Source organism: Nonomuraea sp. NPDC048892 (genome assembly GCF_040649735.1).
GTDB classification, from domain to species: Bacteria; Actinomycetota; Actinomycetes; order Streptosporangiales; family Streptosporangiaceae; genus Nonomuraea; species Nonomuraea maheshkhaliensis.
Map to the genome: position 1 here is coordinate 805,661 of NZ_JBEZFZ010000001.1, position 24,791 is coordinate 830,451.

Genomic DNA, 24,791 nt, shown 5'->3' on the forward strand with positions numbered 1-24,791 from the left:
ACGGCACATCTTGGGCGTGGATGCGCGCGCAAGATGTGCCGTTCGGCACTGGCGGCGTGCCGAACCCGCCTGGCTAAGCTCGAAACATGCCCCCAGGAAGCAGCCCGACCGTGCGGTGGCGTGCGCGGGCCGGCCTGGTCGCGATCGTCGTCGTGACGCTGACCGGACTCGCGGCCGCGCCCGCGTTCGGCGCGCCGGCCACCGTGCCGGTGGCGTTGACGACGGCCGCCGTCATCAGAGTGCTGTCCGCGTGGCCGGCCGATCGCGGCCGGATCGCGCTCATCACGGGCGCGGCAGGCGTCGTGTCCCTGGCCGCGACCGCCGGCGTCGTGTCGCTCGACGCGGTGGGCCTGAGCTCAGCGAGCGGGTGGCTCTTCGTCGAGTCCGCCGGGCTGCTGATTTTGATCCTGCTGACGGTACGGGCCGCGCCCGTCCGCCCGGCGATCGTCTCCGCGGGGCTGGCCGGGGTTGCCGTGCCGATCCTGTTGGTACGGGTGGGCTTGGGAACGCCGGATCCGGCGGCGCTGGCGGGGTTCGCGGTGTGGGCGTTGTTCGCGGTGCTCGCGGCCATGGTCGGGCTCTATCTGCGGTCACTGGACGATCTCCGGGCGCGTTCGGTACGGGTGGCCCGTCAGGAGCAGCGGCTGCAACTGGCCCGCGACCTGCACGACTTCGTCGCCCACGACATCAGCGAGATGCTCGCCCAGGCTCAGGCCGGTCAGATCGTCGCCGGGCATGACCCGGAGCAGGCGGTGGCGACGTTCGGACGGATCGAGCATGCCGCCTTGCATGCGCTGGGCTCGATGGACAGAACCGTACGGATGCTGCACGACCCCGGCCCTGACCCCGACCCTGACCCCGACCCCGATCTCGGACTCGATCCGGACGCTGACGCCGATGCCGGCTCCGGCTCTGGCCTGGGCGGCGCGGTTGGGCCGGCGGCGCCGCGCACGCCGGTGCCGAGCCTCGCCGACCTCGCGGAACTGGCCGAGAGGTTCTCGTCCTCGGGCACAGCCACGGTCCACCTCGACCTTGAGGAGGCTCTCCACGAGCAGGGGACGGCCGATCGGGTGCCCCGGGACGTGGCCGCGACGGCGTACCGAGTCGTCGTCGAGTCGCTGACCAACGTGCGCCGCCACGCGCGGACGGCGAGCCGGGTGGAGGTGAGCATCCACCGCATCCGAGACGACGCCGGGCCCGCCCTTGAAATCAGCGTCACCAACGACGCCCGCACCGGCGCGCCACCCCACGCGGCCACGGCTGGCGCGGCCACATCCGACTCGGCCACGGTTGGCGCGGACATGACCGGGACTGACCTGGTCGACGGCGTCGGCAGGCGTGGCGGCCTCGGCCTGGCCGGCCTGACCGAACGCGTCGAAGCACTCGGCGGCACCCTGGTCGCCGGCCCCCACACCCCGAGCAGCGGCTGGCGCGTCACCACCACGTTGCCCTTGGACCCCACGCCGGCGAACCTGCGCCCCACCCGAGCCGGCACATGACCACCGAGCCTGATGACCGCCCAGATCAGCGCATGACCAGCGGCGAGCCCGATCACGCCACGGATCAACGGACGACCAGCAACCCGACGAACAACCCGCCCAAGGGTGTGACCAAGGGCCCGACCCGCATCCTTCTCGCGGACGACCAGGAGAACATCCGCCACGCCTTCCGCATCATCCTCGACAGCCAACCCGACATGACCGTCATCGCGGAGGCCGCCACCGGCACCGCCGCCGTGGAGCAGGCCCGTCACCTGCGCCCGGACGTCGTGCTCGCTGACATCCGCATGCCCGGCCTCGACGGGCTCGAAGTCACCCGCCTGCTCGCCGGCCCGAACGTCCCCGACCCCATCCGCGTCGTGGTCGTCACCACGTTCGACCTCGACGAGTACGTACACACCGCACTACGCAACGGCGCCTGCGGATTCCTGCTCAAACGCTCGGGCCCGGCCCTGCTGACCGAAGCCGTGCGCGCCGCGATGTCCGGCGACACCCTGATCAGCCCGCAGGTCACCGTACGACTCCTGCGCCACCTCACCACGCCGCCACCCCGACCGGCCCGTACGGGAACGGCCCGCCTCACCGACCGCGAACTGCAGATCACCCGGCTGGTAGCCCGCGGTCACACCAACGCCGAGATCGCCACCATCCTGTTCATCTCACCCGGCACCGTGAAAAACCACATCGCCGGCATCCAGAACAAACTCGGCACCCGCAACCGCGTCGACATCGCCGCCTGGGCATGGGAAAGCGGCATCATAACCCCATGATCACGGATCCGGGCGCGCGATGGGTGCTGCTCGGCCTCGCGGCCGGCCACGACGTGGCCAGCCGGAATCTCGTCCCCGGCTACGACCGGCCCACCCACGACCTGCGGTACTGGAACCCGAAGATCGTCCTGGACGACCTCCTTGAGGTCTTCTCGGAGCACGATGTCGAGGTGAGCCAAGGTGAAAATGTCCGGCGAATGCCCTCATAGCTGCCCTGGCCCTCCGAGAAGCTCATAGGGAAGTATCACTGCACAGAACCCCGCGTCCGGGAGGTGCAGATGGACACATCCGCGTATGTGCAGGCCGTTGCCGAGCAGACGAGGACGTTCGCCGACTGGGTGGACGGCAGGGATGCGACGGCCCCGGTGCCGACCTGTCCGAAGTGGACCCTGGCCGACCTGGTCGACCACGTCGGCGCCGTACAGCGCATGGTGGCCATGCTCGTCGGCGAGCAACTGTCCGAGCCGGACAGCGCCTACGCCCGCTACATCCCGGCCCCGGCAGATTCGAGCCAGTGGCGCACCTGGCTGACCGAAGGGGCGGCAGAAGCGGAGCGCGCCTTCGCCTCCGTCACCGACGACACGCCGGTGTGGGATCCGTCGGGCGCCGCCGCGGGCGTGCCGTTCTGGTCACGCCGGCTGTTCGGCGAGGCGTGCGTGCACCGCGCGGATGCGGCCGCGACCCTCGGCCAGCGGTACGACCTGGCCCCGGACCTCGCAGTCGCGGCCACCGAGGACTGGCTGGCAACGATGACATCCCGCGGCTACTGGGAGAACCGGCCCGCCTTCGCCGACGCGCTCCGCGGCAACGGCCAGACCTTGCACTTCCACGCGACCGACGCGTCCGGCGAGTGGACGGCCCGCCGCGAGCCGGACGAGGTCACACTGGAGCGCACCCACGCGGACGCGGACGTCGTGGTGACCGGCCCAGCCACCGACCTCCTCCTGGTCCTCAGCCGCCGCCGCCCGCCGGCGGCTTCGACCCTGGACATCCAGGGCGACCGGGCCATGTTCGACCTCTGGATCGAGCACATGAACTGGGTCACCGACGCCTGACCCACCCTCGAACGAGACCACGCACCCCGACATTCAGGTGCACCGGCTACCCACCGCTTTTCGGAGCCCCTGCACCTCGGGTTACGTCTATCCCGTCACCCAGTCACCAGGTGGAGCGTTCAGAAACGGGGCTTGTCCTCCCAGGGCCACTTGAACTCCCGCTCCTCGTCGCCGCCGATACGAAACTCATCCAGCCCATATCGCGGAGTCAGGAACTCTTTTTCGCTCGGGAACAGCGGCCCGCTCTTGGGTTGTAAGAATCTGTCGTGCTTACTAGAAGGCGCTTCCGGATCTTCGCCGAAGAGCGACCCACGCAGCCGCAGGCCGTCGTCCTGCCCGACCTTCTCGATCGTCAGCTCCCCGTCACCCCCATTGAGCCGCTCCACCATCTCCCGCTGGAACTCCCTTGACACAACCGGGTTGACGGCATCGATCGCCGATCGTATCGACAATAAAGCCCGCTGCCGCTCACTGGCATTCTTGGCCGAGGCGAACGCTTTGCCCTCTTCCACGAATGTCCTGCTGGCTTGCTCGATCAGGAACTCGTCGCCCATGACCTGACGCTACGCCGCTGGTAACTGTCCGCCAGTGTCCTGCTGGGCAACTCTCCATAACGCAGTCTCGGCCGCTGATCGCCCGCCATCGCCCGTCCACCTGTGACCACCGCGGGTCTTACCTTGGAGTGAAGGCCGTCCACCGGAAGGCGGCTGATCAGCTGAGTGTGCTCACCCGCGCGGTCCGGCACGATGCGATCGACTACGCGGACGATTCGCCAAGTCCCGTGGCAGGGTGGTCGCATGACCAACTTCCTGTTCTATCGCAGCCTTTGTGACCGGGAGAACACCGGCTTTCGAAGACTGGGCCTGCTGGCCGAAGCGCAGTATGCGGCGGCGGTCCAGGACGCCCGAACGATTCTCGTCCCGGTGGCCGACCAGTTGGTGCCGGCCCTTTGCCCGATCGAGTACGCAACCGGTTACGACGCAGGCCGCACACGAGAGCTGACCGCCCAGAAGAACACCTTTCTCCTGTCGCTACCACCCGCCTATCTCCAGCGGCAACGGAAAGGGACGCTACCCACCGAGTACGCCGTGCTCGTGGAGAACGACCATCGCGACACGGATCACCTGAAGAAAGAACTGACGGAACACTTCCCCGGAGCCGTCGCCTGCGATTTCCCAGACCCACGCGCCCGGGGCAGCGCCGCCTCTCTGATCGCCTACTCGGCAGCGCTCCACAGGGACCCGACCCCCCGCGCCCCGGCAGAGGCGAACGCCACAATCCTCGACGCCACCTCATTACGCGCCGATCCGCACCTGGCAGAGCAACTGTGGGCGCTTTACGGCGAGCGCTTCGACTGGCTGGGCAAGCATCATCCCATCTCCATGGAGGAGTCACAGTCCACCTTCAACGCGGCCATCTTCCACCGCGAAACCCAAACCTTGGTGACATTCGAGCAGGGCCGGCTGGTCTGCATCGGATTGTTCATGTCTGGCCTGGCCGCCTGCGACTGGCTCTCCCCGGAATTCCGCGCGAGCCTCGAAGAACAGGCCGCCACCGCCAACGAAAACCTGATCTATTTCTACGGTCTGGCGAGCAGCACAAAAGCCTCCGCGACGCACGCCGAGAAGATCATGGCCACCTTCGCCCGAACGCTGTGGCGCGCGGAAAGGCCATGCCGCCTCATCTTCGAGGCGACCAACCTGTCCAGCCGCTACATTCCCCGCCTGGTCGGAAAGTGGGTCCATGGAAGCGGGTACGGCACCATCGCCCCGGGAACGTCCGTCGAAGCACTCGCTCAAGTGGACTTCTGGTACCTCAAAGCAACCTCTTGACCACCCACTGGGGTCATGGCTCTGGGTTTCGACCGAAGCTTCCGGTGGTATGAGCGTCGTCGAGGCTCGCGGCGATCAGGCCGGTGTGGGCGTCGGAGATGACCAGCCGCACCCCGTGCAGGCCGCGGGCGCGCAGGGAGCGCAGGAACTCGGTCCAGAACGCCTTGTCCTCGCTGTCGCAGACGGCCAGGCGGAGCACTTCGCGGTGGCCGTCGGCGGTGATGGCGGTGGCGATCACGACGGCCATCTCACGCCAACCCCCCGATAGTAGGGCTGGCACTACCTAGAAGATGGCAGGAGTCCTCATCTTCGGCATCTGGGCCGTCTGACAGGCTGAACACATGTCGATCTTTCACTCTCGGCGCGACTTCGTCCGATTGACCGCCGGCGCTGCCGCTGGTTTGGCATCCGTTGGCATCTCAGGTACGGCACGTGCCGCAGAGCTTCCTCGGATCACACCGTTACGGATTCGCACTGCCGCCGGCACCTTCGATGCTGTCGCCGCGGGTCCGCAACGCGGCCGGAAAGTGCTCTTGCTCCACGGCTTTCCCGAGGCCGGCATCGAGTGGGAGCACCAGATACGGGCACTCGCTGCGCGTGGTTATCGAGCGGTAGCTCCTGACCAGCGGGGCTATTCGCCAGGTGTACGGCCTGCCGAGATCGAGGCATATCGGCTGGACTATGCGGTTCGGGACGTTCGGGCGATGGCTGATGCTCTGGGCTGGCGCAGGTTCGACCTTGTCGGGCACGACTGGGGCGCTGCGGTTGCATGGGTCGCCGCAGCGAAGTACGCGCGGCGGGTGCGTTCGCTGACCGCTGTTTCTGTGCCGCATCTCGGCGCGTTCGCCGAAGCACTACGAACGGATCCTGTGCAGCAGGAGGCTTCCAAGTACATGGACAACTTCCGGCAGCCCGCCCCGGGCCCCGAGGACATGATGCTCGCCTCAGGGCCGCTCAAGCTGCCGGGCGTTGACCCGGCGAAGTGCGCGAAGTACTTCCGACGGCTTTCCCGGCCGGGTGCCTTGACCGCCGCTCTGAACTGGTATCGGGCCAATGATTTCGAGGGCTACGAGCAGCGGGTTTCGGTGCCGACGCTCTTCATAGCGAGCACGAAGGATCCGATGGTCGCGCCGTCGGGAGTGCAAGCGACGAAGAATTGGGTCACCGGACCATATCGGCTGGAGAACCTCAAGGGCATCGGGCACTTCATTCCCGAAGAGGCCTCTGACATCACGAGCAAGCTGCTCCTCAGGCACCTTGCCTCGGTGCGTTCTTGACAGCCCACGCACCGCGGTGATGAGCGACCTTGCTCCGAGTACGGCCGGTCGGCCCTACCTCGCAACCGTCACTGCCGCTTGTCCTGGAACCAATGCTCAACAACTGAGGCGTCTCGACGACTCCGCCGCGTTAGCGGGGCGTCTGCCGGGCAAGGGCCTTCGTTTGAACCTGCCTCTGCTGGCCGCCCGCATAGCGCAGGGATCACGGTGCCCCCTGAAACCCGTGTGAACCCGTTAGCGCCCATGGGCGGCGTTCATACGGACGGTCATATGACGGCAAAACGATCAAGGACCTGGCTCTCGATCATGAGAACCAGGCCCTTGACCTGCGATACAACTGTCGGGGTGGCGGGATTTGAACCCACGACCTCTTCGTCCCGAACGAAGCGCGCTGCCAAGCTGCGCTACACCCCGGTGCACGCCGTGCTGCGCGTGCTTGGAAAAGTCTAGCGGACTTCCAAGGTGGTTGTGACCGCCTTTATCGCCGCGGTACGAGGGTCAGCAGGGTCGCCTCCGGGAAGCAGGCGAAGCGGGCCGGGGCGTACGGGGAGGTGCCGAGGCCGGCCGAGACGTGGAGCCAGGCCGAGTCGTGGTGGCTCAGGCCCTTGACCCGGGCGCGGTCGATGCCGCAGTTGGTGACCAGGGCGCCGTAGAACGGGATGCAGAGCTGGCCCCCGTGCGTGTGGCCGGCGAGCAGGAGCTGGTAGCCGTCGGCGGCGAAGCGGGTCATGTTGCGGGGCTCGGGCGAGTGCATGACGCCGAGCCGCAGGTCCGCGTCGGCGGGGGCCGGGCCGGCCACGAGGTCGTAGCGGTCGCGGTTGATGTGGGAGTCGTGGATGCCCGCCACGGCCACGTCGAGGTCGCCGACCTTGATGCGGGCCGTGGTGTTGTTCATGTCGAGCCAGCCCTCGGCCGCCATGCCCGCCCCGAGCTCCTCCCAGGGCAGGTTGGGCACGTGCTGGCGGCGGTCGTTCTTGGAGGTGCGCCACAGGTAGCGGGCCGGGTTCTTCGGCTGCGGGGCGTAGAGGTCGTTGCTGCCGTAGACGAACAGGCCGGGGCGCGACAGCAGGGGCTCCAGGGCGTGCAGGAGCGAGGGCACGGCCTCCGGGTGCGCCAGGGAGTCGCCGGTGTTGACGACCAGGTCGGGCTCCAGGGCGCCCAGCGACCGGACCCAGTTGATCAGCATCGTCCGGCGTGGCGTCAGGTGCAGGTCGGACAGGTGGAGGACGCGTACGGGCCGCTGACCGCGCTCCAGCACGGGCACGTCGAAACGGCGCAGACGGAACCAGTTGCGCTCCACCACGGAGGCGTAGCCCAGCCCGGCCAGGCCGAGCCCGAGCAGGGACAGGGGCAGTGCGACGGCTTTCCTCACGTACTCATGATGCCCGAGATCCGGCGCGAGGCGACCTGGTGGTCCGCGCAGACGGCAAGATGGAGCGCATGAGCGCATTGAAGGACAAGCTGAAGGCCGATCTGACGGCCTCGCTGAAGAGCCGGGACGAGGTACGCCTCCGGACGATCAGGATGGCACTCGCCGCGGTGAACGTCGAGGAGGTCGCCGGCAAGCAGGCCCGCGAGCTGACCGACGACGAGGTCGTCAAGGTCCTGACCAAGGAGGCGAAGAAGCGGCGCGAGGCGGCGGAGGCGTTCGGCAACGCGGGGCGGGCCGAGCAGGCTCAGGCGGAGCTGGACGAGCAGGCGGTGCTGGAGGAGTACCTGCCGGCGCAGCTCTCCGACGAGGAGCTGGCCGCGCTGGTCGAGGCGGCCGTCGCCGAGACCGGGGCCTCGGGGCCGCAAGCCATGGGGCAGGTCATGAAGGTCGTCAACCCGAAGGTCGCCGGGCGGGCCGAGGGTGGCCGGGTGGCGGCGGCGGTGCGGGCGAAACTGGCCGCCGGCTGACCCGAGGCACACCACGCCCGGCCCCGCCCGAGGGGCTGAGGGCTTCTCTGCGGGCCTGTGGGGCGCTCCTGGTCATCGCCCAGGTCGAGTCCTCCTCCCACGCCGTGGGCGGAGGACTCAGCGGCTTCAGCGGACCGGTGTGATCGGGGCCGTGTCCCCGAGCGGGGCCACCGGGCCGGCGTCCCCGCCGCGACCGCGGCCGGGGCCGTCGTCGAAGCGGTCGGGGCCGCGCCCGTCGCGCGGCCCGTCCCTGTCGCCGTTGCCGAAGTCGAAGATGTCGAACGGGTCGCGCGGCCCGTCGCCGTCCTTCTTCTTCTTGGGTGGCTTGGGCGCGCAGTTGTCGGTGCAGCCGCCGAACCGCGACCGGTCCACCGAGGCGAAGTCGGCCGCCTCGACCCCCTTGAGTGCCTTGATCATGGAGTCTTTCCAGATGCGCCCGGAGATGGACGAGCCGTACACGTACGGGTAGTACTGGCCGCCGATGGTGATCCCGATCAGCTTGTGGGCCGAGGTGCCGCGCGGGTCGCCCAGGCTGACGGCGGAGGCCAGGTTGGGGGTGTAGCCGGAGAACCAGGCCGACATGTAGTCGTCGGTCGTGCCGGTCTTGCCGGCCGCGTCGCGCCCGATGCCGCCGACGTCGGACATGGTGCCCTTGGTGAAGACGCCGGACAGGATGCCGTTGACCGCGTCGGCGACCTCCTCCTCCAGCACCTGGGAGCACTTCGGCTTGTACTGCTTGGCCTTGCCGTCCCGGTCCTTGATCTCGGTGATGGCCAGCGGCCTGCAGTACTGGCCGCGCGAGGCGAAGACCGCGTAGGAGCTGGCGATCGTGACGGGGTCGACCTCGTTGACGCCGAGCGTGAACGTCTCGACCTCCTGCAGCTTCTGGCCGTCGGCTCGCTTGACGCCGAGCTTCTTGGCCATCTTGACCACGTCGCAGAGCCCGACCTTCTGCTGCAGCTTGACGAAGAAGGTGTTGACCGAGCCCCAGGTGCCGCTCTCCAGGGTCTTGAAGCCGCCGCCGCCCTCGCTGGAGTTGCGCACGGTGTGGCTGGGGTCGCCGACGTTCTGGCCCTTGCAGTTCTTGAACGAGCTGTAGGAGCCGGCCTTGTACCCGGACGGCGCCGGGAAGCCGTCACCGTACTTGAGGCCCTCCTCCAGGGCCGCGGCAAGCGTGTAGACCTTGGCCGTCGAGCCCTGCTGGAACCCGCGGCCGCCACCGTGCGCCCCGTCGGCGACGATGTTGTAGCTCATCTCGTTCTTCTTCTTGCTGCGGCCGAACTTGCGCGAGGCGGCCATCGCCTTGATCTCGCCGGTGCCGGGGACGACCATGGCCTGCGAGGCCACGGGCTTGTCCTTGGAGCTGACGTACTTCTTGATCGCCTGCTCGGCGGCGGCCTGCATGTCGCGGTCGAGCGTGGTCTTGATCCTCAGGCCGCCGCGCTGGAGCAGCTTCCTGCGCTCTTCCTGGTTCTTGCCGAAGTCCTCGTTGTTGAGGATCTCGTACTGGACGTAGAGGCAGAAGTACGGATATTTGCTGGCCTCGCAGCCGCCGGGGACCTTGACGTCCTTCCAGCCCAGCTTCTTCGCCTTGGCCGCGGCGGCCTCCTGGACGGTGATCTTGCCGATCTCGGCCATCCGGTCCAGGACGAGGTTGCGCCGCTCCAGCAGCCGCTTGCGGGCGTCGGCGCCGACGTTGGGGTCGGTCCTCGCCGGGTTCTGCACCGCGCCGGCGAGGGTGGCGGCCTCGACCAGGTTGAGCTTGGAGGCAGGCTTGTCGAAGAAGCGCTTGGCCGCCGCCTGCACCCCGTGGGCGCCCGCGCCGAAGTAGGCGATGTTCAGATATTTCTCAAGAATCTGGTTCTTGGTGTACTTCTTCTCTATCGCCATCGCGTAACGCAGCTCGCTCAGCTTGCGCGACACCGTGGGGGCGATGGCCGCGGCCTGCTCCTCGGGCGTCTCGGCCGCGTTGACCAGCACCTGCTTGACGTACTGCTGGGTGATCGACGAGCCACCCTGCATCACGCCGCCGCTCGTGAGGTTTTTCACGAGCGCTCTGGCCGTTCCCTCCACATCGATCGGCCCGTGCTGGTAGAAACGGAAGTCCTCGATCGCGATCAGCGCGGTCTGCATGATCGGGGCGACCTGGTCGAGGCGGACGACCTGCCGGTTCTCGAAGTAGAACTGCGCAATCTGCTTGCCATCGGCGTCGTACAGTTCGGTGCGCTCGGGCAGAGGAGGTTCGTCGAGGTTTTCGGGCTTGAGGTTGAGCCCTTCGACCGCGGTCTTCGTGGACATGCCCGCTCCGCCGATCGCCGGCAGAGCCACTGCGGCAGCGAGTACCCCCGCGGCGGCCCCGGCGATGACGAGCCGCAGGACGTTGAGTACGGGGTTAGAGCGATCTTTGCGCTGCGCTTGCACGGTACCAAGGGTACGTCGAAAGACTGACCTATCCGGTAGCACGACACCATTTCGCCTTGACTGACGGGGGTGACTAGTCATTCCCGGTCAAGACTGCTGCGAGAAATTGGTCCTCTGGGGTCTGTCGGCCCGAACGTCTAGTTGCGTACGTTCTCCCTGCGGCAACTGAATACGGAGGCTCGGCGCCCGCGCCCGTCGGCCCCAAATGACGACTGACCACCTAAGGGGAGTGGGGTCGAACAATGTGGATCACGGATTGGACCTCCCGTGCCGCCTGTAAGGGTGCGGATCCGGATGCCCTGTTCGTGCAGGGCGCCGCGCAGAACAGAGCCAAGCTCATCTGCCGGGGTTGCCCGGTTCGTACCGAATGCCTCGCCGATGCACTGGACAATCGCATCGAGTTCGGGGTGTGGGGCGGTATGACCGAACGGGAACGACGTGCGCTGCTTCGACGGCGACCTGACGTGGACTCGTGGCGCGAGTTGCTCGAGTCCGCCAAGGAAGAGTACGAACGAACCAACGAGCTGATCGCGGGCTGACCCCAGCCCGGCGACCGTCGTACGGCCGGCGCCGCACGCCGGCCGTACTTCTATGCGGTCGCCAGCAGAGTCCCTATCTGTCGTAGACCCGACAGGTCGTGGACGTCCTCGGACATGGCGCGAACCTGGACCACGGGCACCGTGGGGTGAGCCGAGACGAAATGCTCCTGCTCGCGGCTCTCACGAGCGGCGAGTTGCATCCGCCCGGCGTGCAGCCGCAGCACGGCGGCGGTGAGCTCGTGCTCGCCCCTCGACTCAAGGTCCTCCGCGGCGGCGGCGCTGCGGGCCGCCGAGAGCGCCGGGGCGGGAGATTCGTGCACCCGGTTGACCACCAGGCCAGCCAGGGGCATGCGCTCCTCGGCCAGGCGCTCGACGAAGTAGGACGCCTCGCGCATCGCATCGCGCTCGGGCGCGGCCACCACCACGAAGGCCGTGCCCGGCGCCTGGAGCAGCCGGTACGTCATCTCGGCCCGCTGCCTGAACCCACCGAACACGGCGTCGAGCGCGGACACGAACGTCTGCAGGTCCTTGATCACCTGGGCGCCGAGCAATTTGGTCATCGCCCCGGCCATCAACCCGAACCCGGCGTTGAGCAGCCGGAACGCACTGCGCCCTCCGGCCTTGGCCGGAGCGGTCAGCAGCTTGATGAACCGGCCGTCGAGGAAGCGCCCCAGCCGCTCGGGCGCGTCGAGGAAGTCGAGCGCCGAGCGCGAGGGCGGCGTGTCGACGATGATCAGGTCCCACTCGTCCGAGCGGCGGAGCTGGCCGAGCTTCTCCATCGCCATGTACTCCTGCGTGCCGCTGAAGCTGGAGGACAGGGACTGGTAGAAGGGGTTCGACAGGATCTGCCTGGCCCGCTCAGGGTCGGCGTGCGCCTCGATGATCTCGTCGAACGTGCGCTTCATGTCAAGCATCATGGCGTAGAGCTGGCCGTCGCCCTCGGGCGAGCTGACCAGGCGCGGGGTGTTGTCCAGCTCGGTCAGCCCCATCGACTGCGCCAGCCGTCTGGCCGGGTCGACGGTCAGCACGACCGCGCATCTGCCGCGTTCCGCGGCCCGCAGGCCGAGCGCCGCGGCGGTCGTGGTCTTGCCCACCCCGCCGGCGCCGCAGCAGACGATGATCCTGGTGCCGGGGTCGTCGAGGATCGCGTCGACGTCGAGTCTGGCGGGCTTCTTCACGCTGCTCCCTGGGTGCGCATGCTCTCGGCGAGCTCGTACAGGCCGGCCAGGTCGACGCCGTCGGCGAGCAGGGGCAGCTCGTAGCTCTTCAGCCCGGCCCCGGCGAGCGTCTCGCGCTCGGCGCGCTCCAGCTCGGTGCGGCGGGCGTGCTCGACGACCTCCTCGGCGAGCGCCTCGGCCAGCGCGGTGGCCTGCGCGCCGTCGGCCACGCCGCTCGCCTTGAGCCCGAGCGCGAGCTCTCCGGCGTCGAATCCGCCCTTGACAGCCGTGTCAAGAGTCGCCTTCGGCAGCAGTGACTCGCGCACCATGTTGATGAAGACGCCTCCGGCAGGCAGGCCCGCGGCGTGTAGTTCGGCCAGGCCGTCGAGCGTCTCCTGGACCGGCATCTCCTCCAGGAGGGTGACGAAGTGCACGGCCGTCTCGGGTGACTTGACCACGCCGCTGACCAGGTCGGAGTGGTTCTTGATCGGCCCGACCCTGGCCAGGCCCGCCACCTCCTGGGTGACGTTCAGAAAGCGCGTGATGCGGCCGGTGGGCGGCGCGTCGAGCACGACCGCGTCGTAGATCCTGCGGCCGTTCCTGCCGCGCCTGCGCACCGCCTCGGTGGTCTTGCCCGTCACGAGCACGTCGCGGAAGCCGGGGGCCACGGTGGTGGCGAAGTCGACGATGCCCATCTTGGTCAGCGCCCGCCCGGCCCTGCGCATCCCGTAGAACATCTCCATGTATTCGAGCATGGCCTCTTCTGGATCGATGGCCAGCGCGTAGACGTCGCCGCCCGAGGGTGCGACCGCGATCTTGCGCTCCTCGTACGGGAGCGGCGGCAGATCGAAGATCTGCGCGATGCCCTGCCGGCCCTCCACCTCGACGAGCAGCACCTTGCGGCCGCCCGAGGCGAGGGCGAGAGCGAGCGCGGCGGCCACGGTCGTCTTGCCGGTGCCGCCCTTGCCGGTGACGACGTGGAGTCGTACGTCGGTCCAGTCCGTGTCCGGAGAGTCCACGTCTCGAGGCTACCGAACGGTCACTTGTCGTAAGCCGACGACCATCCTTTGAGATTGCTCACACTAATCTGATCCCCATGAAGAAATGGGAGTACCTCACGGCCCCCGTGCTGATCCACAACACGAAGATGATTCTCGACAACTTCGGGGCCGACGGCTGGGAACTGGTCCAGATCGTTCAGGGCGCCACGCCCGAGCAGCTCGTCGCCTACTTCAAGAGGGAGAAGCAGTGACGCCCGAGCAGAAGATCCAGGAGCTGGGGCTCACGCTGCCCGAGCCGGTCAAGCCGGTGGGCTCCTACCTGCCCACCGTCCGTACGGGCGACCTCGTCTACACCTCCGGCCAGGTGCCGATGCTGGAGGGCAAGCTGCACCAGACCGGCAAGCTCGGCGTCGACCTGGGTGTCGACGAGGGCAGGGCGCAGGCCCGCATCTGCGTGCTCAACGCGCTGGCGGCGCTGAAGGGCGAGCTGGGTGACCTGTCGAAGGTGCGGCGGATCGTCAAGGTCGTGGTCTTCGTGGCCAGCGCACCCGACTTCACCGAGCAGCCCCAGGTCGCCAACGGGGCCAGCGACCTGCTCGCCGAGGTCTTCGGTGATCAGGGCAAGCACGCGCGCAGCGCGGTGGGGGTGGCCGCGCTCCCGCTCGACGCGCCGGTCGAGGTGGAGCTGATCGCCGAAGTCGGCTAAGTGGGCATATGTCACCATGACCGAGTGATGTTCTAGGAGGAGGTCATGTGACTGGATTGCCGCTTCCAGCCGAGCTAGCCGCCCGGGCTCGGGACGTCCTGGCCGGGCGGGTTCAGCCGGTGCCGGCGCGGGACGCCGCCACGGTGGTGCTCCTGCGCCCGGGGCCGGAGGTCTACCTGCTGCGGCGCAAGGCCACGATGGCCTTCGCCGCGGGCGCGTACGTCTTCCCCGGCGGCTCCGTCGACGCCCGCGACACCGACCAGGCCGTGGCCTGGGCCGGGCCGTCCCCGGCCGAGTGGGGTGAGCGTTTCCGCGCCGACGAGCGGCTGGCCAGGGGGCTCGTGTGCGCGGCCGTACGCGAGACGTTCGAGGAGTCGGGCGTGCTCCTGGCGGGCCCCGGGCCCGGCTCCGTGGTGGCCGACACCACCGGGGACGACTGGGAGGCCGACCGGCTGGCGCTGATCGACCGTAGCCTCGCCTTCGCCGAGTTCCTCGCCCGGCGCGGCCTGGTGCTCAGATCCGACCTGCTCAAGCCGTGGGCCCACTGGATCACGCCCGAGATCGAGCAACGGCGCTTCGACACCCGCTTCTTCGTCGCCGTGCTGCCCGAGGGCCAGCGCACGCGCGACGTGGGCGGCGAGGCCGACCAGGTGGTCTGGCAGCGGCCAGGCGCGGCGATCGAACTGGCGCACAAGGGGGAGATCTTCCTGATGCCGCCGACGTACACGACGCTGAGCGAGCTGAGCGCGTACGACGGCGTGGCCGGCGTGCTGGCCGAGCACCGGGAGATCGAGACGATCATGCCACGGGCCGTGGAGATCGAAGGCGAGATGCGGCTGGTGACACGATGATCAGGGGGTTCAAGTGAGCGGGCTGCACATCCCGATCGACACGCCCGACGGATCCCGTACGACGCACGCCGAGAACCTGCTCGCCCCCAACCCGTCGGTGATGACGCTCGACGGCACCAACACCTGGGTGATCGGGGCCGGCGACGAGGTGATCGTCGTGGACCCGGGCCCCGAGGACGAGTCGCACCTGCGCCGCGTGGCCGGGCACCTGGGGGAGCGCCGGGTCACCCAGATCCTGCTCACCCACGGCCATTTCGACCACAGCGGCGGCGCCAAGCGCTTCGCGGAGCTGGTCGGCGCGCCCGTGCGCGCCCTCGACCCGCGCCACCGGCTGGGCGACGAAGGGCTCGCCGACGGCGACGTGGTGACCGTGGCCGGTCTGGAGCTCCACGTGTACGGCACCCCTGGCCACTCGTTCGACTCGCTGTGCTTCTGGCTGCCCGCGGACCGGGCGATGCTGACCGGCGACACGATCCTCGGCAGGGGCACCACGATCATCGCCCGCGACGGCGGCCTGGCCGACTATCTGCGCAGCCTCGACCGGCTGAGGGCGGTGGCCGAGAGCCTGGACGCGCGGGCGCTGCTGCCGGGACACGGCCCGGTGCTGCCCGACCCGATCGGCGCGCTCGACGGCTACATCGCGCACCGGCGGCAGCGGCTCGACCAGATCAGGGCGGCCAGGCAGCAGGGAGCGAAGACGCCGCGCCAGATCGTCAAGATCGTGTACGCCGACGTCGACCGCTCGCTCTGGCCCGCCGCCGAGATGTCGGTGGCGGCCCAGCTCGACTATCTGGACCGGTTGTAGAGCCGGTCGATGTCGAGGATCACCACGGCCTTGGCCTCGATGCGCAGCCAGCCGCGCTGCGCGAAGTCGGCCAGCGCCTTGTTGACCGTCTCCCGCGAGGCGCCGACGAGCTGCGCCAGCTCCTCCTGGGTCAGGTCGTGGTGGACCCGCGTGCCGTCGTCGGTCTTGGTGCCGAACCGCTCGGCCAGGTCGAGCAGCTGCTTGGCCACCCGTCCAGGCACGTCGGTGAAGACCAGGTCGGCCAGCACGTCGTTGGTGCGCCGCAGCCGCTGCGCGAGCGCGCGCAGCAGGTGGAGCGCCACCTCGGGCCGGCCGGTCAGCCAGGGCCGCAGGTCGTCGTGGCCGAGACCGGCCAGGCGCACCTCGGTGAGCGCCGTCGCCGTCGCCGTACGCGGCCGCGGGTCGAACAGCGACAGCTCGCCGAACATCTCGCTCGGCCCCAGCACGCTCAGCAGGTTTTCGCGCCCGTCCGGGGAGGTGCGGGAGAGCTTGATCTTGCCTTCCAGCACGACGTAGAGGCGGTCGCCCGTCTCGTTCTCGTGGAAGAGCGTCTGCCCCTTGGACAGCTGGACCTCGGTGATGCTCGTCCGCAGCGCCGCGGCGCTCTCGCGGTCCAGCGCGGCGAACAGGGGGGCCTTGCCCAGCACATCTTCGGTGTTCACTCTGCCTCCTCTGCTGCCATTGTGACTCACCCCACTCCGGGCGGCACACACAGGTTATGGGAATGCCGGAGTGTTCACGGCATGCCCGGTGCGTGGCGTCCCGGGGGAAACGTACAGGATGGCCGTGCCCGTTCTGTGACCGGCACCGAACCGTCTCAACCGGCGGCGCGTGACCGTCTCATCCGGCGGTACGCGGCGGTCTCAGCCGGCGGTGCGCAGCAGGCCGTCCACCGAGGCCACCGCCGCGGACATCGTGCGGCTGAGCAGCACGCGCAGCACGTCCACTGACTTCGGGCGGGAGGCGGGGTCGGGGTGGCGGCAGCGCTCGACCGCGATGCGCAGCGCGGGCGTCAGCGCGGCGGTGTCGCCGTGCTCGGCGCCGGTCGCGGCGAAGACCACCAGGTCGGCCCAGTCGCGTACGTCCCGCGCCTCGCGCAGGTCGTCGCCACCGTCGCCACCGTCGCCACCGTCGTCGCCGTCGTCGCCGGTCCGCCAGCCGATGAGCACCTGCCCGCGCGTGCCGAGCGCCACGCTCTCGGGGCTGAGCCGCAGCCCAGCGGTGCCGTGGGCGTGCAGCTTGGCCATGGCCGCCACACAGCTCACGGCCAGCCGGTGCAGCGCCTGGCCGCTCAGCGGCCCACCGGTCCTGACGAACTCCGCCAGCGTCGCTCCCTGATCGCCCACGGCCGACCCCCTTTCACGCGTCAGGTTGTACGCCGCCGAGGTTGTCCTGGGTTCAACGGCCGGCCAAAGCTTCTACTCTTGCCGCATGGCGACGAACGCGGCGGGGCGCAAGCCGGAGACCCAGCTCGCACTGGTGCGGCGCGCGCGCAAGATGAACCGCATCCTGGCGGAGACCTACCCTGACGCCCACTGCGAGCTCGACTTCAGCACCCCGCTGGAGTTGCTGATCGCGACCATCCTGTCCGCGCAGTGCACGGACAAGCGGGTCAACATGGTCACCCCCACCCTCTTCGCGAAATATCCCACGGTGGAGGACTATGCGGCCGCCGACCGTTCGGAGATGGAAGAGATCATCCGCTCGACCGGCTTCTTCCGCGCGAAGACCAACAGCATCATCGGCATGGCCCAGGCCGTCTGCGAGCGTTACGGAGGCGAGGTCCCCGGCAAGCTGAAAGACCTGGTCACGCTGCCGGGCGTGGGCCGCAAGACGGCCAACGTGGTGCTCGGCAACGCCTTCGGCGTGCCGGGGCTGACCGTCGACACCCACTTCCAGCGGCTCGTGCGCCGCTTCGGCTGGACCGAGGAGACCGACCCGGTCAAGATCGAGCACGTCGTGGCCGAGCTGCTGCCCAAGCGCGAGTGGACGATCTTCTCCCACCGGGTGATCTGGCACGGCCGCCGCATCTGCCACGCCCGCAGGCCCGCGTGCGGCGTGTGCCCGCTGGCCGCGCTCTGCCCCTCGTACGGGACCGGCCCCACGTCGGCCGCCCAGGCGGAGAAACTTGTCAGACCCGGCCCCTTCTCCTGAACGCGGGAAGTCATCGGGGGCCCCGCGTGTTGGAGGTTTCGTGACTCAAGTGCCCGACTGGCTGGAGACCCTGGCGGCGCAAGCGCAGCGGATCCACGTGCCCCGCATCCTCCGGCCACCAGCCGGGCGCGGGCGCTCCGCGGCGGTGCTGATGCTGTTCGGCGACGGTCCCAACGGGCCCGACGTGCTGCTGATCCAGCGCAGCACGCGCGGGCGCAGGCACGCCGGCCAGCCGGCCTTCCCCGGCGGCGGCGTCGATCCCGAGGACGCGGGGCCCGTCGAGGCGGCGCTGCGGGAGACCGAGGAGGAGACCGGGGCCGATCCGGGCGGGGTGCGCGTGCTGTGCACGATGCCCGAGCTCTACCTGACCCACAGCGACAACCGGGTCACCCCCGTGATCGCCTGGTGGCGCGAGCCGTCGGCCGTGCACGCCGCCTCGCCCGACGAGGTCGACTCCGTCGAGCGGGTGCCGATCGCCGAGCTGGTCGATCCGGCCAACCGCGTCACCCTCCGGCATCCGAGGGGCACGGCGGGGCCGGCGTTCCGGGTGCGCGGCATGCTGGTGTGGGGGTTCACCGCGATGCTGCTCGACACGGTGCTGCGGGAGGGCGGGCTCGAACAGCCCTGGGACCCCGACCAGGTCGAGGACCTGCCGCCGGAAGTGGTCGCCCTCGCAGCACGGGGCTGATCAGCGGGCCGATCGCAGCGCCACCCCGAGCGCGGCCCAGCCGGCCACGTCGGCGTCGCTGTCGCAGGCCAGCGCCCGCAGCGTCTCCAGCCCGGCCCGGTCGGGCGGCTCGCCCAGCACGTGCTGCAGCGCGTACGCGGCCCCGTACCTGACCCTGGCGTCCCGATGGCCCGCGAGGTCGATCACCGACGGCAGCGAGCGCGGATCGGCCAGATGCCCGAACGCGATCAGCACCGAGTAGAGCACCATCGCGTCGTCCTCGCTGGCGGCCAGATAGCGCAGCACCGGCAGCGTACGGTCCGCGAAGGGCCGCAACATGCCCATGATGTCCACGCCGAGCAGCCGCTCGGCGACGCTGTCCGCGGCGCACAACCGCCGTGCCTCGATGAAGGACTCCAGGTCACCGCGCTGGCGCAGCAAGGAGATCACGTGCCAGCGCAGGGGACCGTCGGGATCGGTGTCGCCCAGAGCTGCCTGGATGAGATCGTGCACTGTTCCCTCGTCCGGCGGCATACCGCTCAAGATAGCCAGCAGGGTGACGCCGTCCTGATCGAAGACGTGCACACTTGACCGTATCGCTGGTTACCTTTGAAGCGTGCGCGGTGATCTGCTTGACCTCATCTTGATCGGCCTCGTGATCGCCTTCGGCATCTCGGGTTACCGCCAGGGTTTCATCATCGGGGCGATGAGCTTCGTGGGGTTCGTGGGCGGTGCCGTGCTGGGCGTCTTCATCGCGCCCCCGATCTCCAAGGCCGTCGTCGACGGCGACACGCCGCAGGCGCTGCTGGCCATCGTGATCGTCTTCCTGGCCGCGACCATCGGCCAGTTCGCCTCCTCGACGCTCGGCGCCGTCGTGCGCAGCCACGTCACGTGGGAGCCGGCCAAGGTCGCCGACGCGGTGGGCGGCACGTTCGCCAGTGCGCTGTCCGTGCTGGTCATCGCCTGGCTGATCGGCTCGCTGATCGTCTCGACGTCGTTCAGCCCGCTGGTCGACCAGGTCAAGAACTCCGCGCTGCTGACCACGGTCGACGATGCCATCCCGCAGGGCGCGCGCAACTGGCAGCAGCCGTTCAAGAAGTTCATCGACCGCTCGGAGTTCCCGCCCGTCTTCGACGCGATCGGCGCGGGGCAGCTCATCGATGTGCAGCCGCCCGACCAGAGCGTGCTCCAGGGGCCCAACCTGCGGCGCGCCCGCCGCGCGATCGTCAAGGTCCAGGGCAACGCGGAGAGCTGCAACAAGCACATCGAGGGCACCGGCTTCGTCTACGCCCCCGGGCGGATCATGACCAACGCCCACGTGGTCGCCGGCGTCACCCGCGACCTCCAGGTCATCGACTCGGAAAACGTCCGCCACAACGCCATCGTGGTGCGCTACAACCCGCGCCGCGACATCGCCGTCCTCTACGTGCCCGGCCTCAACCTGCCGCAGCTCAACTTCGACGGCGACGGCAGCCGCGGCGACAGCGCGATCATCGCCGGCTTCCCCAAGGGCAAGGGGTTCACCGCCGAGCCGGCCAGGATCGGCGGCCAGCTCGACGCCGAAGGCCCCGACATCTACCGCGAGAACACCGTGCGCAGGAAGGTCTACGCGATCAGGGGCCAGGTGCTGCCGGGCAACTCCGGCGGGCCGCTGCTCACCGTCAGCGGGCGCGTCTACGGCGTGATCTTCGCCGCCGCGATCAACGAGGAGCAGACCGGCTACGTGCTGACGGCGGAAGAAGTCGCCCCCGACGCCTCGGCGGGCCGCAACGACACCAGCCCGGCCAGCACGCAGGAGTGCGACTAGGGGAGTTTGCTCAGGATGAGCGCGATGGCCTCGCCGGGGTCGCTGTCCTGGGTCAGCCCTGAGGCCGCCTTGCCGACGGGGTCGTACGCGCCTCCGTACGACTGTGCCCTCGCCGCCCCCCGGCTGAACAGCGTCACCGCGCCGCGCCCGTTGCCGCGCTGCAGATGTGTCAGCCCGACGCAGATCTGCGCGAGCCCCTGCCACAGCTCGCGCTCCTCCTCGGGCGCGCACTTCCAGCGGCCCTCGAACACCTCGTGCGCGTTGAACGGCAGGCCCTCTTGCAGGAAGCGGCGGCCGTCGGCGAGCGCCTGCTCGGTGGTGGGGGCGTACTCGTCGGGGACCCGGGACAGGCCGGGGGAGCCGTAGGGGAGCGGCCTGCCGTACGCGTCGCGCGGTCTGGCGTTGCGCGGCCTGCCCTCGGGGTCGCGATCTCTCATCGGTCGGGCTCCGGATCGTTCAGCCAGCCGAGCAGTTCGGTGTCGAACACGTCGGGGATCTCCTCATGGGGGAAGTGGCCGGCTCCTTCAAGCAGCCGCCACCGGTAGGGTGCCGCCACATAGCGGCTCGAACCCTGCGCCGTACGGGGCAGGACGCTCGGGTCGAGCGCCCCGTGCAGGTGGAGTGTGGGGGCCTCGACCTCCGTACGCATCGCCCTGGCGTAGCGGCGGCCGTCGGGACGCAGCTGGGAGCGGCCGAACCAGCGGTGATACTCCAGCGCCGAGTGCGCGACCGCCGGGATCCTGAACGCCTCCCGGTACGTACGCGACTCCTCCGGCTCCGGCCAGCCCGGCCGGGACCAGGTGTCGAGCAGCCGGCCGACCAGCGCCGCGTCATGGCGGGTGAGCCGGCGCTCGGGCAGCAGCGGAAGCTGGAAGCCGAGCCTGCGCCCGCTCACCTTGAGCTGCCCGAAGGGGTCGGTCAGCAGCGCGTTGCGCAGCCGCAGCGGATGGGGCGCCGACACGGCGACCAGCCGGTGCACGCACTTGGGGTCGAGCACGGCCATCGTCCAGGCCAGCAGCCCGCCCCAGTCGTGGCCCACCACGATCGCCCCGGTCTCGCCCAGCGCCCTGATCAGCCCGGTCGCGTCGGCGGCCAGCGTGGGCAGGTCGTAGCCGCGCGGCGGCTTGTCGCTGCCGCCGTAGCCGCGCAGGTCGGCCGCCACCGCCCGGAACCCGGCCCCGGCCAGCGAGGTCAGCTGGTGCCGCCAGGTCCACCAGAACTGCGGGAACCCGTGCAGCAGCAGCACCAGCGGCCCCTCACCGGCCTCCACGACGTGGAACCGGGTGCCGCCCGCGTGGACCGCGCGGTGCGTCCACGGGCCCTGGATCTCTACGACCGACTCGTCAGGTGCCATCGCGGGTCACCGGCTCGCGATCCGGGTCGAGCGCGGGCAGCGCCTGCTCGTCAGGCGTGGCGATCTCCTTGAGCCCCTTGATCGACCTGGCGGTGCGCTTCATCCCGGCCAGGCCCTTGAGCTTGCGGATCCCGATGAACACCAGCAGACCCGCGACCAGCAGGTAGAACACGGTCACGATGAGGAAGGCGAGCCAGGTGGGCATGACCTGGGCCAGCGCGTACGCGATCGTGAACGAGGCGAGGATCAGGCACAGGTGCGCCATGAAGGCGGCGGCGGCGAACAGCCCGCCGGCCATGCCGACCCGTTTGGCGTCGAATCTGAACTCGGCCTTGGCCAGCTCGATCTCCGAGCGGATCAAGGACGAGATGTGGCTGCTCGCCTGGGCGACCAGCGAGCCCAGCGATTCTTCTTCCTCGGGGTTCTGCGGCATGAACGTCTCCTATCGGGGCTCGGTGGCCGTGTCAAACATCATCCAGCGTGATGCAGCGCGTACTGACAGCCGGGCACCGCCGAACTTATCTGGCACGAGTCCCGCCGGCACTCTCAGAACTACCCGATGGAAGGAGATCGCGCCTGGGCTCGACCCGGCGGGCATGACCATGAGGGGGCCGAGGCTTTCCCGCTGGGTGTGTCGTACGTCTCTCGGGCACGGTTTCGGCCTGGGGCGGGGGCTTCCGGATATTTCCGGTATGCCCCGTATCCACGGAAGCCCCACGTCCCGAAATATCGGGACATGGGGCCTCTGTGATGTTTGTCGCTAGTCCTCCGCCTTGGCGGAGGGGAGCTTCTCCGAGATGAGGTTCATCACCGTGCTGTCGGCCAGCGTGGTGACGTCGCCGATGCTGCGGTTCTCGGCCACGTCGCGCAGCAGGCGACGCATGATCTTGCCGGACCGGGTCTTGGGCAGCTCGGGCACCACCAGGATCTGGCGCGGCTTGGCGATCGGGCCGAGCGTCTTGGCCACGTGGTTGCGCAGGTCGGAGGCGATGTCGTCGTTCTCCTCCGCCGAGCCGCGCAGGATGACGAACGACACGATGGCCTGGCCGGTCACCGGGTCGGTCGCGCCCACGACGGCCGCCTCGGCCACCTTCGGATGACTGACCAGCGCGCTCTCCACCTCCGTGGTGGAGATGTTGTGGCCGGAGACCAGCATGACGTCGTCCACCCGGCCGAGCAGCCACAGGTCGCCGTCGTCGTCCTTCTTGGCGCCGTCGCCGGGGAAGTACATCCCGTCGAAACGGCTCCAGTAGGTGTCGATGTAGCGCTGGTCGTCGCCCCAGATGGTGCGCAGCATCGACGGCCACGGCTCGCGTACGACGAGGAAGCCGCCGCCGCCGTTGGGGACGCTGTTGCCCTGGTCGTCCACCACGTCGGCGCTGATGCCCGGCAGCGGGCGCATGGCCGCGCCCGGCTTGGCCGAGGTCACGCCCGGCAGCGGGCTGATCATGATCGCGCCGGTCTCGGTCTGCCACCAGGTGTCGACGACGGGGCAGCGGTCGCCGCCGATGTGCTCGCGGTACCAGACGTACGCCTCGGGGTTGATCGGCTCACCGACGGAGCCCAGGACCCGCAGGCTGGACATGTCGTACTTGGCGGGGATGTCGTCACCCCACTTCATGAACGTCCGGATCGCCGTCGGCGCCGTGTAGAGCAGCGTGACCTGGTACTTCTGCACGATCTCCCAGAAGCGGCCGCGGTGCGGCGTGTCCGGGGTGCCCTCGTAGATGACGCTGGTGGCGCCGTTGGCCAGCGGGCCGTACACGATGTAGGAGTGACCGGTCACCCAGCCGATGTCGGCCGTGCACCAGTAGATGTCGCTGTCCGGCTTGAGGTCGAAGACCGCGTTGTGGGTGTAGGCCGTCTGCGTCAGGTATCCGCCGGTGGTGTGCAGGATGCCCTTCGGCTTACCGGTCGTGCCGCTGGTGTAGAGGATGTACAGCGGGTCCTCGGCGTCGTGGGGCTCGGCGGTGTGCTCCTCGCTCTGGCGCTCCACCACGTCGTGCCACCACACGTCCTTGTCGCCGGAGGCGACGTCCTGGCCGGTGCGGCGTACGACGAGGACGTGCTCGACCTGCGGGCACTCGGCGACGGCCTCGTCCACGGTCGGCTTGAGCGCCGACGGCTTGCCCCTGCGGTAGCCGCCGTCGGCCGTGATGACCAGCTTGGCGTCGGCGTCGTCGATCCGGCTCTTCAGCGCGGTGGCCGAGAACCCGCCGAACACCACCGAGTGGATCGCCCCGAGCCGGGCACAGGCCAGCATGGCGATCGGCAGCTCGGGGATCATCGGCATGTAGATCGCGATCCGGTCGCCCTTGCGCACGCCCAGCTCCAGCAGGGCGTTCGTGGCCTTGTTCACCTCACGCTGGAGGTCGGCGTACGTGAGCGTGCGGGTGTCGCCCTCGGGCTCGCCCTCCCAGTGGTAGGCGACCTTCTCGCCGCGCCCCTCCTCCACATGGCGGTCGACGCAGTTGTAGGCGACGTTGAGCTCACCGCCGACGAACCACTTGGCGAACGGAGGATTCCACTCGAGCGTCGTGTCCCAGCGCTTGGTCCACGTCAGCCGGTCGGCCGCCTGCTCCCAGAAGGCCAGGCGGTCCGCGGTGGCCTCGGCGTACGCGGCCGAGGTCACGTTGGCGGCGGCCGCCAGCTCAGCCGGTGGCGCGAACCGGCGATTCTCCTTCAGCAGGTTGGACAGCGCCTGGGTCTCGTTACCAGCGGGCTCCGGGGCCACCTCATGCTCCTTCTATGGCCAGATTGGACAGGTTCGTGTCCCACTTCACCAGCTCACGGCCTCCGTACACAAGAGGTCTAGACAGGTCTGTACCGTCCATACGGGCCGAGCGCGATCTTATCCAGGTGAATGACAAACGCTATTGAAACGTTGTCATCTCGAAATGGAGCTATGTAGTGGGGCGCGTTATGGGCGGATGATCGATAGCAATCCTCAGGCGTGCGGGGGCTCAATTTCCCGGTTTCCCGGGCGCCGGGCACCCG

General features: G+C 69.2%; 27 protein-coding genes, 1 tRNA gene and 1 pseudogene. 15 read left to right on the forward strand and 14 right to left on the reverse strand.

Going from position 1 to position 24,791, the window contains the following annotated elements; genetic code table 11:
* Positions 1-86: 86 nt before the first annotated feature.
* From AB0C28_RS03990 to AB0C28_RS04005, 4 genes are all read left to right on the forward strand, one after another.
* Positions 87-1,499: a histidine kinase gene (locus AB0C28_RS03990; protein ID WP_358073027.1), complete on the forward strand. Its 1,413-nt coding sequence runs from the start codon at positions 87-89 to the stop codon at positions 1,497-1,499.
* 32 nt (positions 1,500-1,531) lie between these two features.
* On the forward strand, positions 1,532-2,269 hold the full coding sequence (locus tag AB0C28_RS03995) for a response regulator transcription factor (RefSeq protein ID WP_358073028.1): 738 nt from the start codon (positions 1,532-1,534) through the stop codon (positions 2,267-2,269).
* Positions 2,266-2,478 (forward strand): hypothetical protein, encoded by a 213-nt coding sequence (locus tag AB0C28_RS04000; protein ID WP_358073029.1) that lies wholly within the window; start codon positions 2,266-2,268, stop codon positions 2,476-2,478. The genes AB0C28_RS03995 and AB0C28_RS04000 overlap by 4 nt, the downstream gene beginning before the upstream one ends.
* A 69-nt stretch (positions 2,479-2,547) precedes the next feature.
* Entirely contained in the window at positions 2,548-3,324 is a 777-nt protein-coding gene (locus AB0C28_RS04005; RefSeq protein WP_358073030.1) for a maleylpyruvate isomerase family mycothiol-dependent enzyme, read from the forward strand.
* A gap of 119 nt (positions 3,325-3,443) precedes the next feature.
* On the opposite strand, the gene AB0C28_RS04010 is transcribed toward AB0C28_RS04005, so the two are convergent.
* Positions 3,444-3,878 (reverse strand): hypothetical protein, encoded by a 435-nt coding sequence (locus AB0C28_RS04010; protein ID WP_358073031.1) that lies wholly within the window; start codon positions 3,876-3,878, stop codon positions 3,444-3,446.
* A 243-nt stretch (positions 3,879-4,121) separates the two neighbouring features.
* Between AB0C28_RS04010 and AB0C28_RS04015 the strand changes: the two genes are divergently transcribed.
* On the forward strand, positions 4,122-5,156 hold the full coding sequence (locus AB0C28_RS04015) for a hypothetical protein (RefSeq protein WP_358073032.1): 1,035 nt from the start codon (positions 4,122-4,124) through the stop codon (positions 5,154-5,156).
* A gap of 67 nt (positions 5,157-5,223) precedes the next feature.
* Here AB0C28_RS04015 and AB0C28_RS04020 read toward each other — a convergent pair.
* Positions 5,224-5,400: pseudogene (locus AB0C28_RS04020) on the reverse strand (transposase); the annotation flags it as partial.
* Between the two features lie 97 nt (positions 5,401-5,497).
* Between AB0C28_RS04020 and AB0C28_RS04025 the strand changes: the two are divergent.
* Positions 5,498-6,433, forward strand: coding sequence for an alpha/beta hydrolase (locus AB0C28_RS04025; RefSeq protein WP_357838847.1), 936 nt, complete (start codon positions 5,498-5,500; stop codon positions 6,431-6,433).
* A 340-nt stretch (positions 6,434-6,773) separates the two neighbouring features.
* On the opposite strand, the gene AB0C28_RS04030 is transcribed toward AB0C28_RS04025, so the two are convergent.
* Together AB0C28_RS04030 and AB0C28_RS04035 are read right to left on the reverse strand one after the other, a co-directional pair.
* Positions 6,774-6,847: transfer RNA gene (locus tag AB0C28_RS04030), tRNA-Pro, on the reverse strand.
* A 64-nt stretch (positions 6,848-6,911) separates the two neighbouring features.
* A complete protein-coding gene (locus tag AB0C28_RS04035; RefSeq protein ID WP_357838845.1) occupies positions 6,912-7,805 on the reverse strand; it encodes a metallophosphoesterase in 894 nt (297 codons plus the stop codon).
* A 68-nt stretch (positions 7,806-7,873) separates the two neighbouring features.
* On the opposite strand from AB0C28_RS04035, the gene AB0C28_RS04040 reads away from it, so the two are divergent.
* Positions 7,874-8,332: a GatB/YqeY domain-containing protein gene (locus tag AB0C28_RS04040; RefSeq protein WP_357838842.1), complete on the forward strand. Its 459-nt coding sequence runs from the start codon at positions 7,874-7,876 to the stop codon at positions 8,330-8,332.
* Positions 8,333-8,458: 126 nt separating this feature from the next.
* Here AB0C28_RS04040 and AB0C28_RS04045 read toward each other — a convergent pair whose 3' ends face one another.
* Positions 8,459-10,630, reverse strand: coding sequence for a transglycosylase domain-containing protein (locus tag AB0C28_RS04045; protein WP_357838840.1), 2,172 nt, complete (start codon positions 10,628-10,630; stop codon positions 8,459-8,461).
* Positions 10,631-10,995: 365 nt separating this feature from the next.
* On the opposite strand from AB0C28_RS04045, the gene AB0C28_RS04050 reads away from it, so the two are divergent.
* Positions 10,996-11,292: a WhiB family transcriptional regulator gene (locus AB0C28_RS04050; RefSeq protein WP_020542548.1), complete on the forward strand. Its 297-nt coding sequence runs from the start codon at positions 10,996-10,998 to the stop codon at positions 11,290-11,292.
* 50 nt (positions 11,293-11,342) lie between these two features.
* Here AB0C28_RS04050 and AB0C28_RS04055 read toward each other — a convergent pair whose 3' ends face one another.
* Together AB0C28_RS04055 and AB0C28_RS04060 are read right to left on the reverse strand one after the other, a co-directional pair.
* A complete protein-coding gene (locus AB0C28_RS04055) occupies positions 11,343-12,470 on the reverse strand; it encodes an ArsA family ATPase (RefSeq protein ID WP_358073033.1) in 1,128 nt (375 codons plus the stop codon).
* On the reverse strand, positions 12,467-13,468 hold the full coding sequence (locus AB0C28_RS04060) for an ArsA-related P-loop ATPase (RefSeq protein WP_357838834.1): 1,002 nt from the start codon (positions 13,466-13,468) through the stop codon (positions 12,467-12,469). Before AB0C28_RS04060 ends, AB0C28_RS04055 begins: the two co-directional genes overlap by 4 nt.
* A 77-nt stretch (positions 13,469-13,545) precedes the next feature.
* Between AB0C28_RS04060 and AB0C28_RS04065 the strand changes: the two genes are divergently transcribed.
* Genes AB0C28_RS04065 through AB0C28_RS04080 form a run of 4 tightly spaced genes read left to right on the forward strand, consistent with a single transcriptional unit; the run spans position 13,546 to position 15,812 of the window.
* Positions 13,546-13,701, forward strand: coding sequence for a DUF4177 domain-containing protein (locus AB0C28_RS04065; RefSeq protein ID WP_148438127.1), 156 nt, complete (start codon positions 13,546-13,548; stop codon positions 13,699-13,701).
* Complete coding sequence (locus AB0C28_RS04070; RefSeq protein WP_357838831.1) at positions 13,698-14,156, forward strand: RidA family protein; 459 nt, start codon at positions 13,698-13,700, stop codon at positions 14,154-14,156. Before AB0C28_RS04065 ends, AB0C28_RS04070 begins: the two co-directional genes overlap by 4 nt.
* 56 nt (positions 14,157-14,212) lie before the next feature.
* Positions 14,213-15,007, forward strand: coding sequence for an NUDIX hydrolase (locus AB0C28_RS04075; RefSeq protein WP_357840640.1), 795 nt, complete (start codon positions 14,213-14,215; stop codon positions 15,005-15,007).
* Between the two features lie 13 nt (positions 15,008-15,020).
* Positions 15,021-15,812 carry an MBL fold metallo-hydrolase gene (locus tag AB0C28_RS04080; protein WP_357838829.1) on the forward strand — a complete coding sequence of 264 codons (792 nt, stop codon included), beginning with the start codon at positions 15,021-15,023 and terminating at the stop codon, positions 15,810-15,812.
* Here AB0C28_RS04080 and AB0C28_RS04085 read toward each other — a convergent pair.
* Both AB0C28_RS04085 and AB0C28_RS04090 read right to left on the reverse strand, forming a co-directional pair.
* Entirely contained in the window at positions 15,794-16,429 is a 636-nt protein-coding gene (locus tag AB0C28_RS04085; protein ID WP_326645726.1) for a Crp/Fnr family transcriptional regulator, read from the reverse strand. The two genes, AB0C28_RS04080 and AB0C28_RS04085, sit on opposite strands and share 19 nt — an antisense overlap.
* Positions 16,430-16,675: 246 nt before the next feature.
* Positions 16,676-17,158 carry a hypothetical protein gene (locus AB0C28_RS04090; protein WP_358073034.1) on the reverse strand — a complete coding sequence of 161 codons (483 nt, stop codon included), beginning with the start codon at positions 17,156-17,158 and terminating at the stop codon, positions 16,676-16,678.
* A gap of 85 nt (positions 17,159-17,243) precedes the next feature.
* On the opposite strand from AB0C28_RS04090, the gene nth reads away from it, so the two are divergent.
* Both nth and AB0C28_RS04100 read left to right on the forward strand, forming a co-directional pair.
* The gene (gene nth, locus AB0C28_RS04095; protein WP_346107238.1) at positions 17,244-17,966 is read left to right on the forward strand and encodes an endonuclease III; all 723 of its coding nucleotides are present in this window, start codon (positions 17,244-17,246) and stop codon (positions 17,964-17,966) included.
* Between the two features lie 40 nt (positions 17,967-18,006).
* The gene (locus AB0C28_RS04100) at positions 18,007-18,654 is read left to right on the forward strand and encodes a CoA pyrophosphatase (protein WP_357838822.1); all 648 of its coding nucleotides are present in this window, start codon (positions 18,007-18,009) and stop codon (positions 18,652-18,654) included.
* On the opposite strand, the gene AB0C28_RS04105 is transcribed toward AB0C28_RS04100, so the two are convergent.
* Positions 18,655-19,167 carry a hypothetical protein gene (locus AB0C28_RS04105; protein WP_357838819.1) on the reverse strand — a complete coding sequence of 171 codons (513 nt, stop codon included), beginning with the start codon at positions 19,165-19,167 and terminating at the stop codon, positions 18,655-18,657.
* 82 nt (positions 19,168-19,249) lie between these two features.
* Between AB0C28_RS04105 and AB0C28_RS04110 the strand changes: the two genes are divergently transcribed.
* Positions 19,250-20,440, forward strand: a complete 1,191-nt coding sequence (locus AB0C28_RS04110) for a MarP family serine protease (protein ID WP_357838816.1) — start codon at positions 19,250-19,252, stop codon at positions 20,438-20,440.
* Here the strand turns inward: AB0C28_RS04110 and AB0C28_RS04115 are convergent.
* The 4 genes from AB0C28_RS04115 to acs form a co-directional block, all read right to left on the reverse strand.
* Positions 20,437-20,877 (reverse strand): DUF309 domain-containing protein, encoded by a 441-nt coding sequence (locus AB0C28_RS04115; protein ID WP_358073035.1) that lies wholly within the window; start codon positions 20,875-20,877, stop codon positions 20,437-20,439. The two genes, AB0C28_RS04110 and AB0C28_RS04115, sit on opposite strands and share 4 nt — an antisense overlap.
* Positions 20,874-21,794 carry an alpha/beta hydrolase gene (locus AB0C28_RS04120; RefSeq protein WP_357838810.1) on the reverse strand — a complete coding sequence of 307 codons (921 nt, stop codon included), beginning with the start codon at positions 21,792-21,794 and terminating at the stop codon, positions 20,874-20,876. Before AB0C28_RS04120 ends, AB0C28_RS04115 begins: the two co-directional genes overlap by 4 nt.
* Positions 21,784-22,227 carry a phage holin family protein gene (locus AB0C28_RS04125; protein WP_357838807.1) on the reverse strand — a complete coding sequence of 148 codons (444 nt, stop codon included), beginning with the start codon at positions 22,225-22,227 and terminating at the stop codon, positions 21,784-21,786. Before AB0C28_RS04125 ends, AB0C28_RS04120 begins: the two co-directional genes overlap by 11 nt.
* 327 nt (positions 22,228-22,554) lie before the next feature.
* Positions 22,555-24,528, reverse strand: a complete 1,974-nt coding sequence (gene acs, locus AB0C28_RS04130; protein WP_357838804.1) for an acetate--CoA ligase — start codon at positions 24,526-24,528, stop codon at positions 22,555-22,557.
* Between the last annotated feature and the right edge of the window lie 263 nt (positions 24,529-24,791).

Excerpts from the sequence above, each read along its gene's own strand:
- AB0C28_RS04050 (WP_020542548.1), top strand. The coding sequence starts at position 10,996 with ATGTGGATCACGGATTGGACCTCCCGTGCCGCCTGTAAGGGTGCGGAT.
- AB0C28_RS04105 (WP_357838819.1), bottom strand. The coding sequence starts at position 19,167 with ATGCCGCCGGACGAGGGAACAGTGCACGATCTCATCCAGGCAGCTCTG.
- AB0C28_RS03995 (WP_358073028.1), top strand. The coding sequence starts at position 1,532 with ATGACCAGCGGCGAGCCCGATCACGCCACGGATCAACGGACGACCAGC.
- AB0C28_RS04040 (WP_357838842.1), top strand. The coding sequence starts at position 7,874 with ATGAGCGCATTGAAGGACAAGCTGAAGGCCGATCTGACGGCCTCGCTG.
- AB0C28_RS04015 (WP_358073032.1), top strand. The coding sequence starts at position 4,122 with ATGACCAACTTCCTGTTCTATCGCAGCCTTTGTGACCGGGAGAACACC.
- AB0C28_RS04065 (WP_148438127.1), top strand. The coding sequence starts at position 13,546 with ATGAAGAAATGGGAGTACCTCACGGCCCCCGTGCTGATCCACAACACG.
- AB0C28_RS04125 (WP_357838807.1), bottom strand. The coding sequence starts at position 22,227 with ATGCCGCAGAACCCCGAGGAAGAAGAATCGCTGGGCTCGCTGGTCGCC.
- AB0C28_RS04115 (WP_358073035.1), bottom strand. The coding sequence starts at position 20,877 with ATGAGAGATCGCGACCCCGAGGGCAGGCCGCGCAACGCCAGACCGCGC.
- AB0C28_RS04120 (WP_357838810.1), bottom strand. The coding sequence starts at position 21,794 with ATGGCACCTGACGAGTCGGTCGTAGAGATCCAGGGCCCGTGGACGCAC.
- AB0C28_RS04025 (WP_357838847.1), top strand. The coding sequence starts at position 5,498 with ATGTCGATCTTTCACTCTCGGCGCGACTTCGTCCGATTGACCGCCGGC.
- AB0C28_RS04005 (WP_358073030.1), top strand. The coding sequence starts at position 2,548 with ATGGACACATCCGCGTATGTGCAGGCCGTTGCCGAGCAGACGAGGACG.
- AB0C28_RS04045 (WP_357838840.1), bottom strand. The coding sequence starts at position 10,630 with ATGTCCACGAAGACCGCGGTCGAAGGGCTCAACCTCAAGCCCGAAAAC.
- AB0C28_RS03990 (WP_358073027.1), top strand. The coding sequence starts at position 87 with ATGCCCCCAGGAAGCAGCCCGACCGTGCGGTGGCGTGCGCGGGCCGGC.
- AB0C28_RS04000 (WP_358073029.1), top strand. The coding sequence starts at position 2,266 with ATGATCACGGATCCGGGCGCGCGATGGGTGCTGCTCGGCCTCGCGGCC.
- AB0C28_RS04010 (WP_358073031.1), bottom strand. The coding sequence starts at position 3,878 with ATGGGCGACGAGTTCCTGATCGAGCAAGCCAGCAGGACATTCGTGGAA.
- nth (WP_346107238.1), top strand. The coding sequence starts at position 17,244 with ATGGCGACGAACGCGGCGGGGCGCAAGCCGGAGACCCAGCTCGCACTG.